This is a genomic window from Acinetobacter sp., assembly GCF_041911495.1.
Classification (GTDB): Bacteria; Pseudomonadota; Gammaproteobacteria; order Pseudomonadales; family Moraxellaceae; genus Acinetobacter.
In genome coordinates, this window is record NZ_JAYROT010000065.1 from 36,259 (window position 1) to 60,537 (window position 24,279).

Here is a 24,279-nt window from a genome sequence, read left to right on the forward strand (position 1 = left end):
AATTTCATGGATAAACCTTTTAATTCATCATGCAAAGTCTTTAACTTGTATTGCAAAGTCATCGCTCTTCACTTGAGCATCTTTCGTTTTCTCTTTTAATCTCTGTGTATACGCATGCTTTTCGTTCAAAACGCTTTTTAAATCTTTGAATCAAACGAAGTGTCGTATATCTGACTAAAATTCTACACTCTTATTAAACACGAAAAAGGCAGCTACGTGAGCTACCTTTTTGTTAAAAAAGATTAAATCTTTCCGTGACACTGTTTATATTTTAACCCCGAACCACAAGGACAAGGTGCATTACGACTTGAAGGTGGTTTGATCTCAAGTTGCCCAGATGAACCTCGTGACAAGGTTACACCACCTTGTGTATCTGCATCTTCTGTGACTTCACCTGTAATACCATCGACTTCATTATGTTCGAAGCTCAGTGCCATTTCTCTCGCTTGTTGCTGTTGTTGCGCTTCAAGCTCAGCAACTTCTTCAGGACTTGGAATATGGACACGTGATAGGTCAGTGACAACATCTGCTTTGATTACACCGAGCATATTCACAAAAAGATTAAAGGCTTCTTTTTTATACTCTTGCTCGGGATTCTTTTGTGCATAACCACGCAGATGAATCCCTTGACGTAGATAGTCCATCGCCGCCAAATGATCTTTCCAGTGTTTATCTAAGGATTGCAACATAAAATGACGTTCAAGCATTGCCGCTGAATCTGCTTCCATCAAGCTACGACGATGTTGATAACGTGCAAGCACCTCATCAGTGATCCGCTCGATCAAGCCTTCTTCATCAAGACGGCGATTAACCTTAAGCCAATGACTGATTGGTAAAGTAATCCCTAGATCTTTGCGTAGCGCATCTTCAAGCCCATCAATATTCCATTGGTCATGAATCGACTCAGGTGGAATAAAATTGGCAATCATGCCTTTGACCACATCTCGGTGCATATCTTCGATACCGTCTTGTAGACTTGGCTCAGACAACACTTCATCACGTTGTGAATAAATAATCTTACGTTGCTCGTTATTGACATCATCATATTTGAGCAAGTTTTTACGGATATCGAAGTTACGTGATTCGACTTTGCGCTGTGCATTTTCGATTGAGCGCGACACCATTTTGTGTTCAATCGCTTCATCTTCTTTTAAGCCCATACCTCGCATCATCGCAACCACACGATCACCCGCAAAGATACGCATCAAATCATCTTCAAGCGACAAGTAAAAACGTGATACACCTGGATCGCCTTGACGACCCGCACGACCACGAAGCTGATTGTCAATACGACGTGATTCATGGCGCTCAGAACCGATGATGTGTAGACCACCTGACTCAAGTACTGCCTTGTTGTTTTCACGCCATTCTGCAAACAAACGCTGTTCATCATCTTCAGTGTGATTTTCGATATGCGCAAGCTTGGCACGCCAGTTACCACCGAGCAAAATATCCGTCCCACGACCTGCCATGTTGGTGGCAATCGTGACTGAGTTCGGACTACCTGCTTGGGCGATAATATCTGCTTCACGCTCATGTTGTTTTGCATTCAATACTTCATGGCGAATGCCTGCAGCATTCAGCTTATCGGATAGGATTTCACTGGCTTCGATGGTCGCTGTACCAATCAAAATCGGCGCAACACCCGCTTCACGCACACTAGTGATCTCTTGAATAATGGCGTTATATTTACCATCTTTGGTCAGATAAATCAGATCGTTTTGGTCATTACGAATCATTGGACGGTGCGTCGGAATGATCACCACATCTAGACCATAAATCTCTTTCATCTCCGCCGCTTCGGTATCGGCTGTACCTGTCATACCAGAGAGTTTGCGATAAAGACGGAAATAGTTTTGGAAAGTCGTGGTCGCCATGGTTTGGTTTTCAGGTTGCACTTCCAAACCTTCTTTGGCTTCTACTGCTTGATGCAAACCTTCTGACCAACGACGACCTGGCATAGTACGACCAGTATTTTCATCGACGATAATCACTTCTTGCTTTTGTGACGTTGGATTCAGACCGATGATATAATGTACATTCTTTTGATATAAATAATGCGCACGAATCGCTGCCGTTGCATGATGCAACAAATTCAGATTACTGGCTGAATACAGACTGTCACCTGCTTCAAGCAAACCCATTTTAATCAATTCATCTTCAATGGTTTCAAAACCAACTTCGGTAATTTCGATTTGACGTTGTTTTTCATCCACCCAGAAGTGTCCGCCATCGGGTACTTTTTCTTCTTTTTGCACACGAAGCTTTGGTGGGATGTTATTGATCATCATATAGAGCTGTGATGAATCTTCACTCTGACCAGAAATAATGAGCGGTGTACGCGCCTCATCAATCAAGATCGAATCGACCTCATCAATAATGGCATAGTGCAAACCACGTTGCTTCTTCTCTTCTAGCGAAAACACCATGTTGTCACGAAGATAATCAAAGCCAAATTCGTTATTCGTCCCATAAGTAATATCAGACTGATACGCTTGGAACTTTTCGCTTGGCGCTTGCATCGAGTAAATCGTACCGACTGTAAGCCCTAAGAACTCAAACAATGGACGGTTCAATTCCGCATCACGTTGTGCCAAGTAATCATTCACGGTAATAACATGCACACCGTTGCCACTTAAAGCATTGAGATAACACGCCAACGTTGCCATTAAGGTTTTACCTTCACCTGTACGCATCTCGGCAATCTTACCTTCATGCAAAGTGACGCCACCGATCAACTGCACATCATAGTGACGCATACCCATGACACGCTTCGAAGCTTCACGACACACCGCAAACGCTTCAGGCATGAGTTTGTTTAAACTCTCGCCCTTTTGAAAACGCTCTTTAAATTCTTGGGTTTTTGCAGTTAAGCCTGCATCGCTAAGACTGGATATCGACGGCTCTAGTGCGTTAATTTGTTCTACGATTTTACGCATTCTTTTGAGCTCACGCTCATTTTTTGTACCGAAGATACCTCCGACTAGACTTGCCAACATGTATATAACTCTCTGTATCTGTTCAAGTTGCCTTTGAAATTAGGTTAACCAGTTCCTTGTTAAATCAAGACGATTTTCACCGAATTAAACCCAAACAACCTGTCTAGAAAATCAATGTATTTTTAAGAAAAACCTATGCACGGAATATTATGAGGACAGAAATTTCAAGTACAAGGGTTTTTCGCATTTTTTTCATATTCTTTTATGAGTTCATCTGAATGGTACACTTACAAAATACTACATCCACACTGAAGTTAATTAATGCTCAACAAGCCTAGAGCGATCAATAGCTTAAAAAACATTATGAAATTTTCTGATAAAGTAATACAAAAACATCGCTTTGCAATGATTTAGATTCGGTGCATATTATGTTTCATACAGGCGATTTTCCATCCTGTTGGGTTGTATATCCAAAACTTATATCCGAAATAGATAAAGCAAAGCATAGAGGACAGAAAAAATGAGTTTACGTCTTGGCGACACCGCACCTGATTTCCAACAAGATTCGAGCGAAGGGCAAATCAGTTTTTATGATTATCTTGGCGATGGTTGGGGAGTTTTGTTCTCACATCCTGCGGACTACACGCCTGTATGTACCACTGAGCTTGGCTACACTGCAAAGCTTAAAGATGAATTTGCTAAGCGTGGTGTCAAAGCGATTGCGCTTTCTGTCGATGATGTGGAATCGCACAAAGGTTGGATTAATGACATTAATGAAACCCAAAATACTACGGTGAACTTCCCAATCTTGGCAGATGCAGATCGTAAAGTATCTGAGCTATATGATTTCATCCACCCGAATGCGAGTGAAACAGCGACTGTACGCTCATTGGTGATCATTGATCCAAATAAAAAAGTACGTTTGATCATTACCTATCCTGCCTCAACAGGTCGTAACTTTAACGAAGTGCTACGTGTCATTGACTCGTTACAACTTACTGATAACTACAAAGTCGCTACTCCTGCCAACTGGCAAGATGGTGAGGATGTGGTGATCGTGCCATCAATCAAAGATGAAGCAGAAATCAAAGAACGTTTCCCGAAAGGCTATAAAGCGATTACGCCGTATTTGCGCCTCACGCCACAGCCGAATAAAGACTAAACTTATTGTTTTTCAAAAATTTTAAATACAAAAATGGCGCAATCATTGCGCCATTTTTGTATTTACAATTTTTTCGTCAGCAATTAACCCTGCTCTAAGGTCACGCCCGCTGCTTTTGCTGCACGTGTACCACCCATCAGCACCACATATTCACGGGAATCATCAAAGCTTTCGAGCATTTCTGCGGCACGAGGTGCTTTACTCCCACCACCACACAAGATATAGACTGGTGTACCCGTTGGCACGTTTTGAAGTTGCTGGGCATCAATGTTGTCGATGGGTTGATTAACCGCCCCAGGCAAATGACCTTCGGCAAAAGATTTTGAATCACGTACATCCCAAATAATCGCACCTTCTGGATATTCAAAGGTGGTAATTTCTTGCTTGCGAATCATTCTGCGCTCCTTTGGATCAAAACACTTGGCAAAAACAGAAAACACCCTTAGCATCTCAGTATTATTTCATGTTGTAAAGGTCTATTGTTATGCCATCTTTTGATATTGTTTCCGAGTTGGAAATTTTTGAAGTGAACCACGCTGTACAGAATACCCAAAAAGAAATTGCCACCCGTTTTGACTTCCGAGGACAAGATGTTTCGATTGAATTGAATGAGAAATCTAAAGAGATCAAAATCTCCACAGAAAGCGACTTTCAGTGTGAGCAAGTGTATTCGATGCTTGAAAATCACTTCTTCAAACGTAAAGTCGATATCCAAGCACTCGACCCGCAAAAAGCGGCCGCTTCAGGGAAAAACTTTGTACAAGTGATCAAACTCAAAGATGGCCTTGACTCGGATACCGCAAAAAAAATTAACAAAGCCATTAAAGAAAGTGGCATCAAAGTGCAATCTTCGATTCAAGGTGACAAGATTCGAGTGACGGATAAGAAACGTGACACCTTGCAAAGCTTGATGGCTTTCTTGCGTGAAGAGCAATTTGGCGTACCTTTGCAATTCAATAACTTCAAGGACTAATCGACTACGTTTTTCGTTTAATCTGAAAAGCTTTTAACTCTTCCATTATTTACAGGTGTAATATGGCTAAAAACAATCGCCTTTATCAAGTCGTCCAAGCGACCAGTAAACTTCCGAAGGCACTTCGCACGACGATTTGGAGCAAAACTTTCGGTCGTATCGTACCGATGGTCGGGACGGCAAATATTCGCTACCTCGAAGTGAGTAAAGAAAAAGTCGTGGTGCGCATCGAAAATAATCGCAATATGCAAAACCACATCAAGGGCGTGCATGCTGCGGCGATGGCGCTTTTGGCAGAAACCGCAACAGGTTTTGTCACAGGTTTGAATGTGCCTGACGATCGAATTTTGTTGATCAAAACTTTGCAGGTGGATTATCTCAAAGTTGCTTCAGGTGGTTTAACAGCAACGGCAACTTTAAGCGCTGAGCAACAGCAATTCATCTTGGATAATGACAAAGCATCGCTAGAAATCCCAATCTCTGTGGTTGATGATTCTGGTCAATCGCCGATCGAATGCAAAATGGTTTGGGCGTGGTTGCCAAAGAAGAAAAAGTCAGTATAGTTTTTTGATATATCTCTTCGAAGGAAGCCTTATCAACTTAATTTTAAAATGTGAGATTGCATTAGGTGTTTTAAACATAGTTCTTCCAAAACACCTAATCCAAAACAGTAAAGTGGAAATCAAACTACAGTGGTATGGATTTATCACTGATGACTCACCTTAAAGAGCTTGAAGCTGAAAATGCTTATGTTGAACGTTTTAATCGAACAGTACAAGAGGATGTTCAGAACTGTAAAACCGCATGGCCGTACTTTTATAATCACGAACGACCTCATACGTCAGTTGATGGTAGACCACTTAATTTTAAACAATAATAAGGGTTTAGAGATTTCTACTTATTGAATCGATTAATAATCGGGGTATTACCACTACGCCTGCTGTGCTAAATGCGCTTGTTTGACCGCTTCAGGAATCTTACGTTTTTGCCCATCACATTCCAAAGCGACAAAGGTAAACATTCCTTCTGTGACTTTGACAGGTGTCGTATGTTGCGTACTCATACTCCACACTTCGATATGCACCTGCATTGAAGTATTACCGATCTTCACCAGATCGGTATAACAACTGATCACATCACCTACTTGTACAGGTACAAGGAAAGTCATCTCATGGATGGAGATCGTGGCACAACGTCCTTGACTGAATCGTTCACAATGAATCGCCCCTGCCAAATCCATCTGTGACACCAACCATCCACCAAAGACATTACCACTCCAGTTGGTGTCTGCTGGCATCGCAATCGTTTGAAGAGAAAGATGACCTTGAGGAATCGCTGGCTGAAATTCAGTGTGCATGATTAGACCACATCAATAAATAGAAAGCATGATTATACAACGGATGAGCGTAATTAAACTGAACGCTCAGTTGCGAGAATTTAGTGCTTTGACACACTTATAATGATTTCAAATGTGAGGTTAACCACGACTGCATTTGCCCTACATTCATTGCACCAGCTGAGCGTGCAACTTGTGTGGTTTGTTTAAATAGAATCAAACTCGGAATACTGCGAATCTGAAAAAACTGACTAAGTCGTGGTGACGCTTCGGTATCGACCTTGGCAAATTGCACCGTTTTAAATTCCCCTGCCAATCGCTGAAAAGTCGGCGCCATTGTCTTACAAGGCCCACACCACTCCGCCCAAAAATCCACCAATACAGGTAGCTCAGTATTCGGCACATACAGCATAAAATTATCATCATTTAGGGTGATCGGCTGATTCGACCACAGATCATGATCACATTGTCCACACTTCGCTTCATGCACAGCAATGTCATCAGGCAAATTATTCTTTTTAAAACAACTTGGACAGACCACGATCATATGAATACTCCATAAATTTTTACGTTTTTTTAAACGATAAAATTGAAAAATGATTTTTATACAATCGCTTGGAATGTACATGCTATAGTGAAAATCAACTCACTCATCGCAATCATCCTACCATGAACTTAATGTGGTTTCGCACCGATCTTCGGCTACATGACAACACTGCCTTGCATTTCGCACAAAAAGATAGCGACTGCATTGCGCTATTTATCATCAGTCCCAAACAGTGGAAATTTCACGACGATGCAGATTGCAAAGTCGATTTTTGGTTACGTCAATTACAACAGCTTTCTCAGGAATTGGCTAATCTCAATATTCCGTTACTCATTCGCACATGTGAATTGTGGGAGGATTGCACCGATACGATTTTTGAGCTTTGTGAACAGCACAATATTCAAAAAGTCCATTGCAATCAGGAATATGGATTCAATGAAATGCAACGTGATCAGGCGGTTGCTAAAAAACTATCGACGCATGATATTGATTTTGAAGCACATCATGATCGGTTGTTATTTCCAGTCGGTTCAATCAAAAATCAATCCAATGAATATTACAAAGTTTTTGGCGCATTTAAAAAAGTCAGTTATGAGCGCTTAGACCATCTGCAAAACCAACTTGAACTTTACCCAAAACCGAAAAAGCAAAATAAGTTAAAAATTTCATCCGATACAGTCCCTCATAGCGTTGATGGCTTTGCGCCTATACCGCAATCACTACAGCATCAATGGCAAGTCGGTGAAACTGAAGCTTGGCGCCGCCTAGATACGTTCATAGATCAACATATCAATCAGTATCATGTCGAGCGAGATTTCCCTGCATTCGACTCAACCAGTCAACTATCGACCTATTTAAATGCAGGTTTATTGTCGATTCGACAATGTTTAAAAGCTGCGCAGATCAATACCGATGGCGACCTCCTTTCAGGCAATGAAGGTGTGCGCATTTGGCTCGATGAGTTGCTTTGGCGTGAGTTTTATAGCCATCTTTTATATGTCTTCCCTAAACTCAGCCAACATCAACCATTTAAAGAAGAAACCATTCATATCGCTTGGCGAGATAATGATTCAGATTTGCGTGCATGGCAAAATGGTGAAACAGGCTTTCCAATCATTGATGCAGCGATGCGACAACTGAAACATACAGGTTGGATGCACAATCGACTACGCATGATCGTGGCGATGTTTTTGACCAAGAATTTGCTGATTGATTGGCGGTTGGGCGAGCAATGGTTTATGCAACATCTGATCGATGGCGATCTCGCAGCAAACAATGGTGGTTGGCAATGGAGTGCATCGACGGGCACCGACAGCGTGCCTTATTTTCGAATTTTTAATCCGATTACTCAGTCGAAGAAATTTGATCCACATGGCGAATTTATTCGAGCTTGGCTTCCCGAGCTTGCGCATTTGGATGACAAAACCATTCATGAGCCATATAAACAAAATCATATTGTACTTGATTACCCAAAACCGATGGTCGATTTAAAGCAAAGCCGACAGCGTGCTTTGGATGCGTTTAAAAATCTTTAACTTGGACAACTTTTACTTAGAACTTTGATGCTAATTATTGAATTTTAAGCTTAACTTTTGGCAACTCAAGCCACTGCGCTTGAGGAAACATCGTAATCATTTTCTGCTGTAAATACTGTCGTGTATCCTGAGCAATCACCTGATCTTGCGCATCGTGAATGCCATTAAACACAATGCTGTGAAGCGCTACACCAAACTGCTTAAGCGCATAAAGACTCAGCAAAGTATGATTTATACTGCCTAAACGTCCAGACGTGACGAGGATGATTGGAAAATTATGCTGAGCAACATAGTCGATAGTGAGTAAATCTGTGGTCAGTGGCACCATTAGACCGCCTGCACCTTCGAGCAAAACTACATCATAACGCTCTGCAAGTACTTGCGTGGACGCTGAAATTTTATCTAAATCCAAATGTGTATTTTCAAGATATGTGGCGAGATGTGGCGATGCAGGATATTTGAATATTTGCGGTGCGGTCAGCCCTTCGCCATCCTCTATAAAATCATTTTTTTGCATCAAGTGACGATGTTTGGCAATGTCTTCGGAAAATCCATCACTGCCTGTTTGCACCAGTTTTTGCGTGATGATCGACTTGCCTTGATCAAGCAATTGTTTGGCAAGTAATCCCGTTGCCACAGTTTTACCAATATCGGTATCAATACCACTGATAAAATAGATGCCTTTTTGAACGCTCAACATGGCTTATAACTTTCCTAAAAGTGCTTCAAGTTGCAACCACTGCAAATCCGCATGCAAACAAATCCGCACCCTTGCCGTACCTTGTGGCACCGTTGGCGGACGGATCGGAAGCACATAAAATCCTGCATCTTGCATCTGCATCGCTTTACCCACGGCGGTTTGATTTTCACCATAGATCACAGGAATGATATGACTTTGAGTCGGACAGCTTAGCCCTCGACGCTGCACCTCTTTTTTGAGTTGTTCACTGATATTGAGTAGGTTTTTACGTTGTTCCGACATGCGCATCATGCGCTGAAAAATAAAATTCGTCCACGCCATATTGATCGGTACTTGCGCTGTGGAGAAGATCAGCGAGCGCATTTTATTAATCAAAAATTCACGGATCACCTGATCACAAATCAGATAACCACCGATCGAGGCTAGAGCTTTGCCAAAGGTCCCAACGAGAAAATCAATCTCAGTGATACAATCCTGCGCCTCTGCACAGCCCAAACCACGCTCACCATATACACCGATGGCATGTGCTTCATCGACATAGAGCATGACTTTGGCATATTTCTGTTTAAAGGCAACCAATTGCTTTAAATCTGTCACATCACCATCCATGCTAAAGACACTTTCAGTGACGATGATGATTTTATCAATCGCCTCATTATCCATCGCCATAATCAGTAACTGTTCAAGTTCAGTGAGGTTTTGATGGGCATAACGCTGTTTTTGCGCTTTGCTTAAGCGAATCCCATCAATGATACTGGCGTGAATGAGTTCATCGGAAATGATCAAGGTTTTGGCATCACAAAGCGCAGGCAAAATACCGATATTCATGTGATAGCCACTATTGAACAGCAAACTCGAGCGCCCAAAGGCTTGGCTGAGATTCTCCTCAAGCTGTTCATATTCTTTAAAATTCCCAGTAAGTAACCGTGAAGATGAACTGGTAAAGTGTTGTTTTTCTATCGGATAAGTATCGAGAAATTCCGTTTTTAAATCCGCATTTTCCGCCAAACCCAAATAGTCATTGGAGCTGAGATTGAGCATCCGCTTGCCATTCAGATGAATAAATTGTCCATTTCGCTCAATCTGTTTAAAGAAGCGATAATTGCCCTGCGCCTTGAGTTGATCAAGCGTATCGGCATAAGACTGATAAAGTGGATTCACGTAAATCATCCCTGAATATGAACAATTAAAATTAAAAGGAATTTATTCCGCACTTTCTCTGACGATCGTCTGCACCGCATCAAGCAAAGTCTGCAACTCTGCCTGAGAAATAATGTACGGCGGCATGATATACACCAACTTAGCAAAGGGACGAATCCACACGCCAAGCTCGATACAACGTTGCTGAATCTGCGCCATATCGACTGGATTTTTCATTTCCACTACACCGATTGCACCAAGCATGCGAACACCTGCGACTTGGCTAAGCGATTTTAACGGCATTAAAGCTAATGCAATTTGACTCTCGATCTGCGCAATCTTGCCTTGCCAATCCTGCGCTAACAACACTTGAATGGATTTTAATGCCACAGCGCACGCCAACGGATTCGCCATAAAGGTCGGACCATGCATAAAGGCACTCGGATTACCTTCACTAATGGTTTGCGCCACATGATCAGTCGTTAAAGTTGCCGAAAGCGTCATGTAGCCACCAGTTAATGCTTTGCCGATACACATGATGTCTGCTTGTACATCAGCATGTTCGCTTGCGAATAACTTTCCGGTACGTCCAAAGCCTGTGGCAATCTCATCGACGATTAATAGCACATCATATTGTTTACATAGCTTCGCCGCTTGACGTAGATATTCAGGATTATAGATGCGCATACCGCCTGCGCCCTGTACGATCGGCTCGATAATCATGGCGGCAATAGTTTCGTGATGCTTTGCCAATGTTTGCGCTAAAGGCTCAATATCCTCAATACACCATTCTCCTGAAAAACTGGATTGTGGCGCAGGGACAAACATGCGCTGTGGCAAACTATTGCCAAAAATATGATGCATTCCAGTGACTGGATCGCACACCGACATCGCATGCCACGTGTCGCCGTGATAGCCCGAACGTGTGGTGATAAAGTTTGTTTTGTTAGCTTGAGTGGTTTCAGTTTTGCCTTTTGCAGCCCAAAATTGAATTGCCATTTTTAAGGCAACTTCGACCGCCACCGAACCCGAATCTGCATAAAAAATCTTTTGAAATTGCTTCGGCGCAATCGCTAAAAGTTGTTTGCCCAAATCAATCGCTGGCTGATGCGTCAGACCGCCAAACATCACATGCGACATTTTTTTCAGTTGCGTTTCTATCGCTTGATTCAATTCAGGATGATTGTAGCCATGAATCACACACCACCACGATGACATACCATCAATCAGACGCTCACCACTTTCTAGCTCAATATACACGCCATCTGCCGAACGCACTTGATAGGTCGGTAGCGGATCAATCATTGAGGTATAGGGATGCCACAGATGTTGGCGATCAAATGGGTCAGTCATTGGAAACCACGTTGAAAAAATGAAGATTAAAATTTCCGAAACAGTGTGCCACACTTTTAAATGCACTCAATGGCAAAATGCACTCAATGACAAAATCTACGCAATATGAACAGCAGTGCCATTTGATAAATTGAACTGATCGGCTAAACTCAAAATTCATGATTTCTCTACATATGTATTTCGAGCAAAACCTATGAGTCAATCTGTAAATTCGGCACAATCATCTGTCAATTGTTTCCGTTTTCCCATCCGTGTCTATATCGAAGACACTGATGCAGGTGGTATCGTTTACCATGCCAATCACATTCGCTACATGGAGCGCTCTCGCACCGAATGGCTTCGTGCATCGAAGTTTGATCACTATTGGCATCAGCAAGATTACAACTTCGTCGTACACGACATTTCAGTGAAATACCATAGACCGATCTTGATGGATGATTTACTGACTGTTACAGCACGTGTAATTTCTTGCAAATCCGCATCATTTTCCTTGCAACAAGAAATTTACCGTGATGAAATACTGCTGGCTTCAGGACTTGTCACCATCGCTTGTCTATCAAAGGATATGCGACCTCGCAAACTGCCTGAGGCTTTGAAGGAAATGATTCTTGAACAGCTCGCTTTGGAACAGCAATCACTGCAAAAAGCTCAGCAATAGTCATCGAAAACTGAATTAAAACTTTTTTGGTCAAATAGATTATGCCAACCGAAACACTACCAACCACAGCGACCGCACATTCTTTAAATGTCATGGATTTGATTTTAGGCGCAGGAATCATCGTGCAATTGGTGATGCTCGGCTTGTTATTGGCATCCATCTACAGTTGGTATCTCATCGCCAAGCTCTATATCAGCTTTAAAAATGCCAACAAACAAGATCAACAGTTTGAAAAAGTCTTTTGGTCAGGCGCAGAACTTCCGACTTTATTTAAAAATGCACAAACCAAAGCCAATCGTGCAGGCTTGGAAAACGTCTTCCATGATGGTTATAGCGAATTTAATAAGCTGAATAAGCGTAAAGCCTCACTTGCCCAATCTTTAGAAGGCACAGAGCGTATTTTGCGTGTCAGTCTTTCTCGTGAGCAAGCAGGTTTGGAGCATGGTCTAGGCACCTTAGCCAGTATCGGTTCGGTTGCACCTTATGTCGGTTTATTCGGTACGGTATGGGGCATCATGACGGCATTTATCGGTTTATCGACTGCCGAGCAAGTCACACTTGCTACGGTTGCACCAGGTATTGCAGAAGCCTTGATTGCAACGGCGATTGGTCTATTTGCAGCGATTCCTGCGGTATTGGCGTTCAACCATTTCACCTCAAAAAGTGAAGGTTTGTATGAAGAACGTGCTTTATTTGCCGAAGAAATGACTGCACGCCTGCAACGTCAATCGCTTGCACCTGAGCTAGAAGATTAATCCGCTGAGTTGAGAAGTTAAATCATGTCACGTTCAACTAGCCGTTTTGCACGCATCAAGAAACCACTGAAAAGTGAAATGAACGTCGTTCCGTATATCGACGTGATGTTAGTCCTTTTGGTGATTTTTATGGTCACTGCGCCGATGATCACCAGTAAGGTCAATGTCGATCTGCCCAAAGTCAATGGACAAGATCAAAGCAGTAATAGCAATGATGCTACGCTCTACACCGTCAGTATTGATAAAACAGGTCAATTACAGCTTCAAGTACAAAGTGATGACCCAAAACCAATGAGTTTGTCTGAGATCGAAACTACGCTGACCTCTGCCCTTGCAGAAGATAAAAATATCAATGTCATGGTTGCAGGCGATCAATCCATTGCTTATGGTGAAGTGATGAAGCTGATGTCAGATTTGCAACAAGCAGGACTTGATCAAGTTGGACTGGTCACTCAACCACTAAAATAATCCTGAAATTTTCGTCAACCCTTAGCATTTAATGAAGTTTGTAAAAAGTAGAAGATATGCGTCGTCAACCTGAGTTTAAACAAAAGCCACTTGCTATTGCCTTTACTGTCGGTATTCATGCCATGGTATTGGTTGGCTTGGCTTTTTTTGCTGACGCACCACTCCCTGAGCCACCAAAACCTTTAAAAACTGTACTGATCACACCTGAACAGCTTAAACTATTACAACAAGACAAACCGCTTCAAGAACTTACCGAAGCACCGACTGAGAACATCTCAGAAATTACTGAAGCACCTGAAGTCGCTGAAACACCTGAAGAAGTCAATCCCATCCCAACACCAATTCAGCCGAAAGAAAAGCCTGTCGAAGACACTCGTCAGAAACAGCTAGAACAAAAACAACAAGAGCAAAAACAGCGAGAGAAAGAACAGCAAGCGCAAAAGCAACTTGAGCAAAAGCAACGTCAAGAAGCTGATCGTCAGGAAAAACAACGACAAGAAGCCGAAAGAAAAGAAACTGCAAAAAAAGAAGCGCAACGTGAAGAAGCGCAGAAGCAACAAGCCTTAGAAAAACAGCGCCAAGCGGATGCAAAGAAAAAATCCGACGCTGAGGCAAAACGTAAAGCTGATGCAGATGCCAAGAAAAAGGCTGATGCAGAGGCAAAGCGCAAAGCTGACGCAGACGCCAAGAAAAAGGCTGATGCAGAGGCTAAGAAAAAAGCCGATGCCGAAGCAAAACGCAAAGCTGATGCAGAGACTAAGAAAAAAGCGGATGCCGAAGCAAAACGTAAAGCTGATGCTGATGCCAAGAAAAAAGCCGATGCTGAGGCAAAAGCGAAGGCTGATGCCGAAGCCAAGAAAAAAACCGATGCTGAGGCAAAAGCGAAGGCTGATGCAGAAGCCAAGAAAAAAGCGGATGCTGAGGCAAAAGCCAAAGCAGAACGTGAAGCCAAAGAAGCGGCTGCCAATAAAAAAGCGGAATCTAAGAAAATTGCGTCCAATGCAAAACGTGATTTTACCAATAAAGTTAAGACGGCTTGGAATGTTCCAATGGGAAGTTCAGGTAAAAATGTTGGTGTTCGATTTAACCTTTCAGACTCTGGGAAAGTACTTTCAATTGTCATTACTAAACCGAGTGGTGATGCCAATCTTGATGCAAGTATTAAAGCAGCAATCAATGATGCACAACCATTTCCTATGCCTGAAGATCCCGATGCTCGAAATCAGGCTAAAATTGTAACTTCAACATTTACAGCACAATAATTACCTTAAAAAGTCTTTATAAAAACCCCTGATCGTGGTGACAACGCTTTAATATCAATATACATTGTTTGAATATAAAAGCTTTGTCATCATAACTTTACATAGTCAGTATAGAATTCATGCCACGGCTTTGTTACAACATCAATAATTTATTCAACATTTCCAAAACCTCACACAATTTGGAAATATATATCACACCCCCATTGCCATACAGCCCAGTGCCATGTACAGGCTTTTATTGAAAAGGTTTGAAATACGTCGAGATGATTGCTTTAAATAACGATTCAAAATCTACACTGAACTATAAACACCTCGCTCTTGCCCTACTGGTCGCTTGTACGCCACTGACCGTACAACAAAGCTTTGCACAACTCCATTTGGAAATTGCCAAAGCGCCTGATCAAGCACCGCAGATTGCTGTTGTGCCATTTGGCAATGACCAAACCGTTTCACCGATTGTTGCCAGTGATTTAAACCGTTCAGGTCGTTTTACCAGTACATCAAATAACCTTCCTGCCAACCCAACTTCACCAAGTCAAATGAACGTCGGTGTATGGAAAGGTGCAGGCATTCCTTACGTGGTGATGGGTCAAGTACAACAAGTCGATGGCTCGACCTACAAAATTCAATACCAACTGTTTGATACCGATAAACAGCAATGGTTGTTGAATGAAGTACTCACCGTACCAAGCAATCAAATGCGTAAAGCGGCGCACTTGATTAGTGATACGATCTATAAAGCATTGACTGGCGTACCAGGTGACTTTAGTGGTCGTATTGCATATGTCCTGCGCAACCCTGCGACACCTGACCAACGCTATACATTACAAATCGCTGATACAGATGGTGCAGAGCCACGTACGATTTTGTCTTCGCCTGAACCGATTCTTTCACCATCATGGACACCTGATGCCAAGAAATTGGCGTATGTATCGTTTGAAAGCAAACGTCCTGCGATTTATTTGCAAGATTTATCGACTGGTCAGCGTCAGCTTCTCACCAGTTTTAGAGGCCTAAACGGTGCGCCAAGCTTCTCACCTGATGGTCAGAACATGCTGTTTACTGCGTCAATGGACGGTAATCCTGAAATCTACCGCATGAATCTTTCAAACAAGCAACTCACTCGCTTGACACGTGATTCGGCGATCGACACCGAAGCTCGTTATACACCTGATGGCAAGTCATTCATCTTTACTTCAGATCGCGGCGGTTCACCGCAGATTTATCGTTATACCTTTGCCGATGGTTCAACCAAACGCATGACCTTTAAAGGTGCATTTAATGCACGTGCAACCCTGAATGCTGACGGTAGCAAAATTGCATTAGTTCATCGTCCAAGTGGTAGTAATTATAAAGTTGCGCTGATGGATTTAAACTCAGGAATTTTCAATATCCTGACACCGACTTCATTGGATGAATCTCCAAGCTTCTCACCGAACGGTCAAATGGTAGTCTACGCAACACATGAAGGTAATCGTGGTCTGCTGTCGATCATGTCTACCGATGGTCGATTCCGTATGAATCTACCAAGTGAACAAGGTGAAGTGCGTGAACCTGCCTGGGCGCCAAGCCATTAACAACCCTATTCATTAAAACTGTTGTAAATGCTGTTTTAAAAATTTAACTACTCATCTCGAAGGAGAGCAACATGAATTATAAATTATTGATTCTTCCAATCTTAGCTGGATCATTAATCGCAACAGGTTGTGCAAACCGCAAGCCTGCGACAAATACCACCGTGACCAATGGCACTGGCTCTGTATCAGGTGCAACGACTTCAGGTCTTGGTACGGACTCTAGTATTAGTGCTCAAGGTGGCTCTACGCTTGGTGTGACCGATGCCAATCGTCCATTCCTTGCAAAGCGTGTGGTACATTTTGACTTTGACAGTAGCGATGTATCGAATGAAGACTATCAAACACTGCAAGCGCATGCACAGTATCTCTCTGCCAATGCCAACTCGAAAGTTGCACTGGTTGGACATACCGATGAGCGTGGTACTCGTGAGTACAACATGGCACTTGGTGAGCGTCGTGCTAAGGCAGTTGAGTCATTCCTGACGTCTTATGGTGTGCGTGCAGATCAGCTTGAAGCTGTGAGCTATGGCAAAGAGCAACCTGTCAATGCAGGTCATAATGAAGCAGCGTGGAGTGAAAACCGTCGTGTAGAGATCAACTATGAAGCAGTTCCACCGATCTTAACTGTGCCAAACAGACGTTAATTCTATGCAAAATAAAATCTGCATCTAAAATATTAGACTGATCTAAAGTAGCTTCTCGAAGCTACTTTTTACTTCTAATCTAAGTTGTCTTTAAAACCATTTTCACAAAAAAATTTATGGCGCAATTGTTTTTCTGTCTCTACTTACCCGTCTGATTCGTGAACCGTCATGGATTCAATCATGTCATGCTTATTAAATTCTTTATATTCAGGCTTGGCTTCAAACGCTTTCCAAGCTTGCTTGACGTTTTCATCTTTGATCTCGTGCATGTCCATCTCTTCGACAGCAGTTGGCATTTCATCAAACTTAACGGTGGTCATGGTGGCTCTCCTTAATTACTCTTATTTTGTATTTACTGAGTTTTAAGTTATAGCATGTTCTATGCCATCTAAAATGATTAATCACCGACAAATTGTTTCTGGTTGCACGTAAGCGAAGAGAGTGCCATAGATTTTTATCTTGAATATGCAATAATAGCCACTTTCACTATTTGCCTATAAAGCTATTTGGAGTTTGACGCAATGTCCCATGTTTTACTCAAAGATTTTCTCACCCAACAACAAAACCACAATCTGACAGAAAATCTTGCGCAAGTGATCCTGACTATTGCATCAACCTGTCAAGATATCGATGCTGCGCTACAAAAAGGTGCACTTGCCGGGATTCTTGGCAGTGCTGAAAATGAAAATGTACAGGGTGAAACACAGAAGAAACTCGATGTGATTTCAAATGACATGCTCATTGATTCTTTACAGCAACACCCTGCGGTGGTTGCGCTTGCATCAGAAGAATTAGAAGACATGACGCCTGCGCAAGCGAGTGGTGAATATTTGGTATTGTTTGACCCATTGGATGGTTCAAGTAACATCGACATTAATATGTGCGTCGGTACGATTTTCTCTATTTTAAAAAATACTGGCGACCTAAAAACTGAAAACTTCTTCCAAAAAGGTCGTGATCAAGTCGCTGCGGGCTATGTGCTGTATGGTCCATCGACCATGTTAGTACTCACTACTGGTCAAGGGGTGCAAATGTTTACCTTTGATCCTGAGTCTAAACAATTTGTATTGACCAACGATCAAGTACAAATCCCAGCGGAAACGCAAGAGTTTGCTATTAATTCATCAAATCAACGTCATTGGGAAGCACCTGTACAACGCTATATCGGCGAACTCCAAGCAGGCAAAACTGGTGAACGTGGCAAAGATTTTAATATGCGCTGGGTGGCGTGTATGGTTGGTGATGTGCATCGCATTTTAACACGTGGCGGTATTTTCCTTTATCCGTATGATCTCAAAGACCCGAAAAAAGCAGGTCGTCTACGCCTCATGTACGAAGCTAACCCAATGAGTTTCTTGGTCGAGCAAGCAGGTGGCGCATCGTCTACGGGTCGTATGGACATTATGGATGTTGAGCCAAACGATCTACATCAACGTATCCCTGTGATTTTAGGCTCAAAAACTGAAGTCGAGCGTGTTACGAGCTATCATCAAGTTTAGGTTGATCGCTTGAAAGCAACTTTTTTAAAAAAAGAGGATTCATCGTAAGTGAGTCATCCTAAGTTCTAAAATTAAAATTTTCTATATCGAAGTGTCATATGTTTGAATTCATCCAGTCCAAAGATAATCCAAAAATAAAATTGGTTCGTGGTTTATTGGAACAAGCATCCCTACGTAAGAAAAATGCGCAGACCGTACTTGAGGGTGCGCACCTGATTGAAAGTTTTATTCATCATTTCAGCAATAAAAATACTGATTGCAAAATCCAATTCCTGCTTTGTACTGAAAGTGCTTTAGATCACCCTGAAAATCAAAACGTTTTAGACGAAAATACAGCACCTGTTTATCTCGTTGATAGCTCGCTATACCATAAAATTAGCCAACTCGGCGAATCCACACCACTCATGGCTGTGATTGATTTGCCCAAAGCCCAAGACGCATGGCAAATTGACTGCGACACATTAATTCTCGATCGTGTTCAAGATCCGGGCAATGTCGGCACGCTACTCCGCTCTGCTGCAGCTGTGGGTATCCAGCAAGTGATTACGACGATCGGCACAGCAAGCCTGTGGTCACCTCGCGTCTTGCGTGCAGCGATGGGCGCACATTTCTCATTAGCGTTGTTCGAAGCAGTGCAGATTGAAAAATTGATTGATCAATTTCAGATTCCTGTCTATGCCACCAGTTCACATCGACCACAAAGTATTTATCAGCTCGATTTAAAAACGCCGTGTGTTTGGATTCTTGGAAATGAAGGACAAGGTGTAGATGAAGATTTACTTGAAAAAGCAACTGCAGTCACCATTCCACAACCAGGCGGGCAAGAGTCTTTGAATGTCGCAATCGCAGGCTCGGTCTGCCTTTTTGAGATGATGCGACAACGTCTTTAGGATTTTAAGCATTGTTCTGAAACTTGATTAATCATTAACAACGTAACGATAGCTAACAATTTGCAGTTTTATGTTGAAACTGTGCCATTTTTTCACCAAATCCCCTAAACTACATCAGAAAATATTTTACAACCTTGTCAACCAATTCAGTCAATACGACGTTTATAGTCACATGAAAACTGTTTAGGTTGTCGAATGACAGGACTTTCCATCCCGATGGATTCAGCACCCAAGCAAAAACAGTTGACGCAGGATACCACTGCGCCAATGTCGCTTGAAAAGCGCCTCCAGCTCTTTATGCAAGAGATTACTGGACGTGCTTTAGTGATGATGGAAAATGCATGTCAGGGGCAACATGATGTTGCAATGGATTTAGTGCAAGAGGCATTTATCTCATTGCATCAACATTATCCAGACAAACCAACAGATGAATGGTATCCCCTGTTCTACACCATTTTGAACAATAAGTTGCTCGATTGGCGTAGAAAAGAGGCACGTCGTACTCAGCGATTCGGGTGGTTGCGTATCAACCCAATTGCAGATGAGGATGAAGAGCAATATGATCTTCCCGATCAGAGTATTGTTGATGCAAGTGACTTGATTGACCAAGAACATACCACAGAGGAAATATTCCAAGCCGTTCAAACTTTACCTGTTCGCCAACAGCAAGCCTTTATGCTTCGTGCATGGGAGGGCTTTGACACTGCAACAACAGCAAAAATTATGAACTGTAGTGAAGGCAGTGTAAAAACACATTATCACCGTGCCACGCAAAGTTTAAAGACGATTTTGGCACATTTGAATTCTAATGATTGAGGGTCATCCAATGAAAAAAGATGATTTTGAACAAAAAATTGTGAATGCTTTGAATGTCAAAGCCGATCAACAAATGCAATTTAAGCATGCTGTCATAGACAATGTCTTTGATCGCATCGAACAACACCGTCATGAGCGATTTAATCGTTGGGGCTTGGCAGGTTTTGCTTTGGCTGCTGCGATTACAGGTGTCGCTGTTGTACCAAGTACTATTTTTGATAATACGACTGATCAGCAAACGACGATTACCTCCACCAAACTTTCTCCACAGCTCGCAGATGATTTGGAAATGCTCTTAGTGCTTGGTGAGGATGCAACACATGGTAGCTAAGAAGCTTCCTGTGCTTTGTGCAGTATCCATTAGCCTTGCATCACCGATTGGTTTTGCAGGTATGGAGCGGTTTTGGGCTAATAAAGAAGATCAAAAAACTGTAGCGCAGATGGATGAGTGCGATGCGCTAACAGTTGAACAACGCCATCAATTGGTCAAAGCGTATCAAGCCACGCGTGATGCCGAACAAAAACTTGATCTCAAAAAACGTATGGAATGGTTTTGCAAACTTAGCGATCAAGAACAAGATCGCATGCGTGTCGCTTGGCAGAATATGAATACCAGCGAACGCAATAAACTAAAACAAAAACTACAAGCAGCCACTGACCTTGCTGAACGTACCGAGATTCGTCGTGAATTTATTGAACGCTTTGAAGGACAGTTTTAAAATTTATTTAGAATTTTAGTGATCTAACTATCAACTTTAAATTATGATTTGAAGAATCAAAATATTATGAGCGCTATTATATAAATAGACGCTCTTTTTTATGATTAAAACCTAATTGCAAACTATGCAAAGAATTTTAATAAGGTCTGGATCACCACCACGTTCACCAAGTCAATAAAGAACGCACCTGCTAGCGGTACAATCAAAAATGCTTTGTGTGAAGGACCATACATATTGGTAATGGCCTGCATATTCGCAATCGCTGTTGGTGTTGCACCCATACCAAAACCACAATGACCCGCTGCAAGCACCGCTGCATCATAGTTACTACCCATGACTTTAAAGGTAATAAATGCAGCAAACAGTGCCATCACCAAAGTTTGCAGTGACAAGATAATGACCAAAGGCCCAGCCAAATCCACCAATTGCCACAGCTTTAATGAAAGCAATGCCATAGCCAAGAATAGACTCAGTGACGCATTACCAAATACATCAATCGCACGATCAAAAATGGTAACTTTAAGTACCGATTCAAGGAAATTACGGACAATCACACCACCGAGTAATGCCCAAACAAATGTTGGCAACTCGAAGCTAGTCCCTTTTGCAAGGTCGGTCATCAGATTACCAAATGCCAAACATGCAGCAAACATCGCTAGTGTACTAATCGCATTATCTGCGGTGATTAAACGTGTTTTGTGTGGAAATTCAAAGGTCGAATGCTCTCCCGTAGGCGCAACTGGGATTTTATCATCACGGATTTCTTCACGTACGCTACGCCCAGTCGCAAGACTATGTCGCTCGATTAAGAACTTCGCTACAGGACCACCGATCAAACCACCGATCACTAGACCAAAAGTCGCACTTGCCATACCAAGCGTCGTTGCACCCTCGATCCCATATTTTGTTTCTAAGATATGTCCCCATGCACCTGCTGTACCGTGACCACCTGTAAGGGTAATCGAACCTGTGATTAAGCCCATTAATGGATCGAGACCAATAGCACCTGCAAGGCCCATCCCCACAAGGTTTTGGATGAAAATAAATGCACTAATACAACATAAGAAAATAAATAGACCGAAACCACCTTCTTTCAGCTTGCTTAAGTTTGCACCCAAGCCAATCGAGGCAAAGAACACTAGCATAAAGCCTGTCTGAAGCTCGGAGCTAAACTTACCACTCACGCCAAAGGTCAAATAAATTAGGTACGCCAAGATTGCGGCAACCAAACCACCAGCAACAGGCTCAGGGATATTGTAGTTTCTTAAAAATGGAATTTTGTAGACCAATAGTCGACCAAGCAACAACACGAACGTGCCTGCAATCAAGGTGTAATATGCATTAAAAGTGTATTCCACTCATTATCTCCCTGTCTTCATGTGCAAAGGTAAGCATTCCAAGTACGCATAAAAAATATGCAAAATACTCACCGACCCTGCTTATTTATATCGACAAATAGGCACTAAAACGTAAAAGATGACATAAGTAGTCATATTACACAATCATCCCTTAGTGTTAATGCCGAATTAAAAATCAACTCAGTTCATTCGTGTTCAAAAATAAAACGATCGTGTGATAAACAGCAATCGTTTTATTGATCATAAAATGTAATTTTTAAAACTTAGTGCATCGGTTGAACCATAATTTCACCGACAACACATTGCTCAATACTTCATCAGAAAGTAGTTTTTCTGCTTTGATCAATGCCAATACACTTTGCCCAGTTTCATTGGCTTGTTTGGCGATTTTTGTGGTGGTTTCATAGCCTAGATATGGGTTCAACACGTTATTAATTCCGAACGAATTATCTACGAGATATTGGCAGTTTTCTGATTTTGCTTGGATATTCCGAATACATTTTTGCTCAAGCATGCGCGACGCTTTGCCGAGTAAATCAATAGATTCAAACAATTTAAACGCAATTCACGGCTCCATCGCATTGAGCTGAAGTTGCCCTGCTTCGGATACCAGTGTCACTGCTAAATCATTGGCGACCACTTGGAAACAGCTCAAATACATCGCCTCAGGAATCACAGGATTTACTTTGCATGGCATGATTGAACTGCCGGGTTGACGTGGTTCAAGTTGAATTTCGCCAAGCCCTGCACGTGGTCCACTCGATAGCAATCGCAAATCATTAGACATCTTAGACAGCTTGGTCGCTGTACGTTTCAAGAATCCTAAAAGTAATACAAAGTCACCCATATCAGAGGTTGCTTCGATCAAATCAGGCGAACTTGAGATTGATTTCCCTGTGATTTTGGCTAAAGCTGGCACCGCATTGATTCGATATTGCACTTCGGTATTGATGCCTGTACCGATCGTCGTACTACCTAGATTAATCACGCTGAGCGCATCAGGCATTATTTGCTTGATTTTGTTTAAGTCCTTTTGCAAAGTATGTGCAAATGCACCGAACTCTTGCCCTAACGTCATTGGCACTGCATCTTGTAACTGAGTGCGACACATTTTCAGCACTTCAGAAAATTCATCAGACTTCGCTTGGAAGCTGTGAATCAGATTTTGGAATGGCACATACAATTTTTCTAAAGATAAATTCAACGCCAATTTGATCGCACTTGGATACATATCATTGGTGGATTGCGACTTATTCACATCATTATTCGGATGCTGATGTTGATACTCGCCTTTCATATAGCCCATGTGTTCCAAATCAATATTGGCTATCACCTGATTGGCATTCATATTGATCGATGTACCTGCGCCACCTTGCATCATGTCAATCGGAAACTGATCACTATACAAACCACTCATCAACTGCTTACACGCATATTGAATCGCTTCAAACTTTGCATTTCTTAATTTACCCAATGAAAAATTAGACTCTGCACATGCCATTTTGATCATTGCAAGAGATTGAATAAAAATCGGAAAATCGCTCAAACGCCTTTGTGTCAAATTAAAATTCTCGAATGCTCTGAGTGTCTGAACACCGTAATAACAATGAAATGGAACTTCTTTGAAACCTAATAAATCTTTTTCAGTACGTGTTTTAATTTCAGTATTCATAGAGCTACTCGAACTATTTTGTGAAGATGAGCTCATCTTAGAGAAAATGAACCAAAACTGACCAATGAAAAAAATAAAATCATTATGACTTTGTAGATCAAAAGTTAGAAATTACAGCGACCAACCTGCAACAACGCATGCGATTAATCCAAGATGGTTCATGTGACTTTCTGATTTGCTATTGTAATGCGCTAACGCTACAGCAGCTGGATCATGCTTTTTTTCATTCCATAAAATTGTCAGTATGGAAGTCGTGCCTGTGGCAGCTATACACAA

The 24,279-nt window shown here is 42.0% G+C and carries 24 protein-coding genes and 2 pseudogenes; 16 read left to right on the forward strand and 10 right to left on the reverse strand.

The genetic code is table 11. The features are described from left to right. Nucleotides 1-242: 242 nt before the first annotated feature. A complete protein-coding gene (gene secA, locus ACE3PQ_RS08840) occupies nt 243-2,999 on the reverse strand; it encodes a preprotein translocase subunit SecA (protein WP_374297014.1) in 2,757 nt (918 codons plus the stop codon). Between the two features lie 460 nt (nt 3,000-3,459). On the opposite strand from secA, the gene ACE3PQ_RS08845 reads away from it, so the two are divergent. Continuing rightward, nucleotides 3,460-4,101: a peroxiredoxin gene (locus ACE3PQ_RS08845; RefSeq protein ID WP_374297016.1), complete on the forward strand. Its 642-nt coding sequence runs from the start codon at nt 3,460-3,462 to the stop codon at nt 4,099-4,101. 83 nt (nt 4,102-4,184) lie between these two features. On the opposite strand, the gene ACE3PQ_RS08850 is transcribed toward ACE3PQ_RS08845, so the two are convergent. After that, complete coding sequence (locus ACE3PQ_RS08850) at nt 4,185-4,496, reverse strand: rhodanese-like domain-containing protein (protein WP_374297017.1); 312 nt, start codon at nt 4,494-4,496, stop codon at nt 4,185-4,187. 89 nt (nt 4,497-4,585) lie between these two features. Between ACE3PQ_RS08850 and ACE3PQ_RS08855 the strand changes: the two genes are divergently transcribed. Next, nucleotides 4,586-5,074, forward strand: a complete 489-nt coding sequence (locus ACE3PQ_RS08855; RefSeq protein WP_241572039.1) for a YajQ family cyclic di-GMP-binding protein — start codon at nt 4,586-4,588, stop codon at nt 5,072-5,074. Nucleotides 5,075-5,136: 62 nt separating this feature from the next. Beyond that, a complete protein-coding gene (locus ACE3PQ_RS08860; protein WP_374297020.1) occupies nt 5,137-5,637 on the forward strand; it encodes a DUF4442 domain-containing protein in 501 nt (166 codons plus the stop codon). A gap of 368 nt (nt 5,638-6,005) precedes the next feature. On the opposite strand, the gene ACE3PQ_RS08865 is transcribed toward ACE3PQ_RS08860, so the two are convergent. Together ACE3PQ_RS08865 and trxC are read right to left on the reverse strand one after the other, a co-directional pair. After that, the gene (locus ACE3PQ_RS08865; protein ID WP_374297022.1) at nt 6,006-6,431 is read right to left on the reverse strand and encodes an acyl-CoA thioesterase; all 426 of its coding nucleotides are present in this window, start codon (nt 6,429-6,431) and stop codon (nt 6,006-6,008) included. 97 nt (nt 6,432-6,528) lie between these two features. Then, nucleotides 6,529-6,957: a thioredoxin TrxC gene (gene trxC / locus ACE3PQ_RS08870; protein WP_374297024.1), complete on the reverse strand. Its 429-nt coding sequence runs from the start codon at nt 6,955-6,957 to the stop codon at nt 6,529-6,531. Between the two features lie 122 nt (nt 6,958-7,079). On the opposite strand from trxC, the gene phrB reads away from it, so the two are divergent. After that, nucleotides 7,080-8,492, forward strand: coding sequence for a deoxyribodipyrimidine photo-lyase (gene phrB, locus ACE3PQ_RS08875; RefSeq protein WP_374297026.1), 1,413 nt, complete (start codon nt 7,080-7,082; stop codon nt 8,490-8,492). Between the two features lie 34 nt (nt 8,493-8,526). On the opposite strand, the gene bioD is transcribed toward phrB, so the two are convergent. From bioD to bioA, 3 genes are read right to left on the reverse strand one after another with little or no spacing between them, the layout of a single operon-like run. After that, a complete protein-coding gene (gene bioD, locus ACE3PQ_RS08880; RefSeq protein ID WP_374297028.1) occupies nt 8,527-9,192 on the reverse strand; it encodes a dethiobiotin synthase in 666 nt (221 codons plus the stop codon). Between the two features lie 3 nt (nt 9,193-9,195). After that, the gene (locus ACE3PQ_RS08885) at nt 9,196-10,362 is read right to left on the reverse strand and encodes an 8-amino-7-oxononanoate synthase (RefSeq protein ID WP_374297030.1); all 1,167 of its coding nucleotides are present in this window, start codon (nt 10,360-10,362) and stop codon (nt 9,196-9,198) included. 33 nt (nt 10,363-10,395) lie between these two features. Next, on the reverse strand, nt 10,396-11,685 hold the full coding sequence (gene bioA / locus ACE3PQ_RS08890) for an adenosylmethionine--8-amino-7-oxononanoate transaminase (protein WP_374297032.1): 1,290 nt from the start codon (nt 11,683-11,685) through the stop codon (nt 10,396-10,398). Nucleotides 11,686-11,878: 193 nt separating this feature from the next. Here bioA and ybgC point away from each other — a divergent pair, with 193 nt between their 5' ends. The 6 genes from ybgC to pal all read left to right on the forward strand — a co-directional run bounded on the left by ybgC (nt 11,879) and on the right by pal (nt 17,049). Next, nucleotides 11,879-12,343: a tol-pal system-associated acyl-CoA thioesterase gene (ybgC, locus tag ACE3PQ_RS08895; RefSeq protein ID WP_374297034.1), complete on the forward strand. Its 465-nt coding sequence runs from the start codon at nt 11,879-11,881 to the stop codon at nt 12,341-12,343. A 41-nt stretch (nt 12,344-12,384) separates the two neighbouring features. Further along, nucleotides 12,385-13,098 (forward strand): protein TolQ, encoded by a 714-nt coding sequence (gene tolQ / locus ACE3PQ_RS08900; protein ID WP_374297036.1) that lies wholly within the window; start codon nt 12,385-12,387, stop codon nt 13,096-13,098. Between the two features lie 21 nt (nt 13,099-13,119). Next, nucleotides 13,120-13,566: a protein TolR gene (gene tolR / locus ACE3PQ_RS08905; protein ID WP_374297067.1), complete on the forward strand. Its 447-nt coding sequence runs from the start codon at nt 13,120-13,122 to the stop codon at nt 13,564-13,566. A gap of 56 nt (nt 13,567-13,622) precedes the next feature. After that, on the forward strand, nt 13,623-14,828 hold the full coding sequence (tolA, locus tag ACE3PQ_RS08910; protein WP_374297038.1) for a cell envelope integrity protein TolA: 1,206 nt from the start codon (nt 13,623-13,625) through the stop codon (nt 14,826-14,828). Between the two features lie 263 nt (nt 14,829-15,091). Next, a complete protein-coding gene (gene tolB, locus ACE3PQ_RS08915; RefSeq protein ID WP_374297040.1) occupies nt 15,092-16,405 on the forward strand; it encodes a Tol-Pal system beta propeller repeat protein TolB in 1,314 nt (437 codons plus the stop codon). Between the two features lie 71 nt (nt 16,406-16,476). After that, the gene (pal, locus tag ACE3PQ_RS08920) at nt 16,477-17,049 is read left to right on the forward strand and encodes a peptidoglycan-associated lipoprotein Pal (RefSeq protein WP_374297042.1); all 573 of its coding nucleotides are present in this window, start codon (nt 16,477-16,479) and stop codon (nt 17,047-17,049) included. 143 nt (nt 17,050-17,192) lie between these two features. Here pal and ACE3PQ_RS08925 read toward each other — a convergent pair whose 3' ends face one another. Continuing rightward, the gene (locus ACE3PQ_RS08925; protein WP_374297044.1) at nt 17,193-17,369 is read right to left on the reverse strand and encodes an NF038105 family protein; all 177 of its coding nucleotides are present in this window, start codon (nt 17,367-17,369) and stop codon (nt 17,193-17,195) included. 201 nt (nt 17,370-17,570) lie between these two features. Here ACE3PQ_RS08925 and ACE3PQ_RS08930 point away from each other — a divergent pair, with 201 nt between their 5' ends. The 5 genes from ACE3PQ_RS08930 to ACE3PQ_RS08950 all read left to right on the forward strand — a co-directional run bounded on the left by ACE3PQ_RS08930 (nt 17,571) and on the right by ACE3PQ_RS08950 (nt 20,973). Then, entirely contained in the window at nt 17,571-18,548 is a 978-nt protein-coding gene (locus tag ACE3PQ_RS08930; RefSeq protein WP_374297046.1) for a class 1 fructose-bisphosphatase, read from the forward strand. A 98-nt stretch (nt 18,549-18,646) separates the two neighbouring features. After that, nucleotides 18,647-19,438 carry a TrmH family RNA methyltransferase gene (locus tag ACE3PQ_RS08935; protein WP_374297048.1) on the forward strand — a complete coding sequence of 264 codons (792 nt, stop codon included), beginning with the start codon at nt 18,647-18,649 and terminating at the stop codon, nt 19,436-19,438. Nucleotides 19,439-19,633: 195 nt separating this feature from the next. After that, a complete protein-coding gene (locus ACE3PQ_RS08940; protein ID WP_374297050.1) occupies nt 19,634-20,254 on the forward strand; it encodes an RNA polymerase sigma factor in 621 nt (206 codons plus the stop codon). 10 nt (nt 20,255-20,264) lie between these two features. Beyond that, nucleotides 20,265-20,585, forward strand: coding sequence for a hypothetical protein (locus ACE3PQ_RS08945; RefSeq protein ID WP_374297052.1), 321 nt, complete (start codon nt 20,265-20,267; stop codon nt 20,583-20,585). After that, complete coding sequence (locus ACE3PQ_RS08950) at nt 20,575-20,973, forward strand: restriction endonuclease (RefSeq protein ID WP_374297054.1); 399 nt, start codon at nt 20,575-20,577, stop codon at nt 20,971-20,973. Before ACE3PQ_RS08945 ends, ACE3PQ_RS08950 begins: the two co-directional genes overlap by 11 nt. Before the next feature lie 122 nt (nt 20,974-21,095). Here the strand turns inward: ACE3PQ_RS08950 and gltS are convergent, their stop codons facing one another. Continuing rightward, nucleotides 21,096-22,331, reverse strand: a complete 1,236-nt coding sequence (gene gltS, locus ACE3PQ_RS08955; protein ID WP_374297056.1) for a sodium/glutamate symporter — start codon at nt 22,329-22,331, stop codon at nt 21,096-21,098. 256 nt (nt 22,332-22,587) lie between these two features. Then, a pseudogene (locus ACE3PQ_RS08960) lies at nt 22,588-24,003 on the reverse strand (aspartate ammonia-lyase). An 86-nt stretch (nt 24,004-24,089) separates the two neighbouring features. On the opposite strand from ACE3PQ_RS08960, the pseudogene ACE3PQ_RS08965 reads away from it, so the two are divergent. Then, nucleotides 24,090-24,279 (forward strand): annotated as a pseudogene (locus ACE3PQ_RS08965) (LysR family transcriptional regulator); the annotation flags it as partial.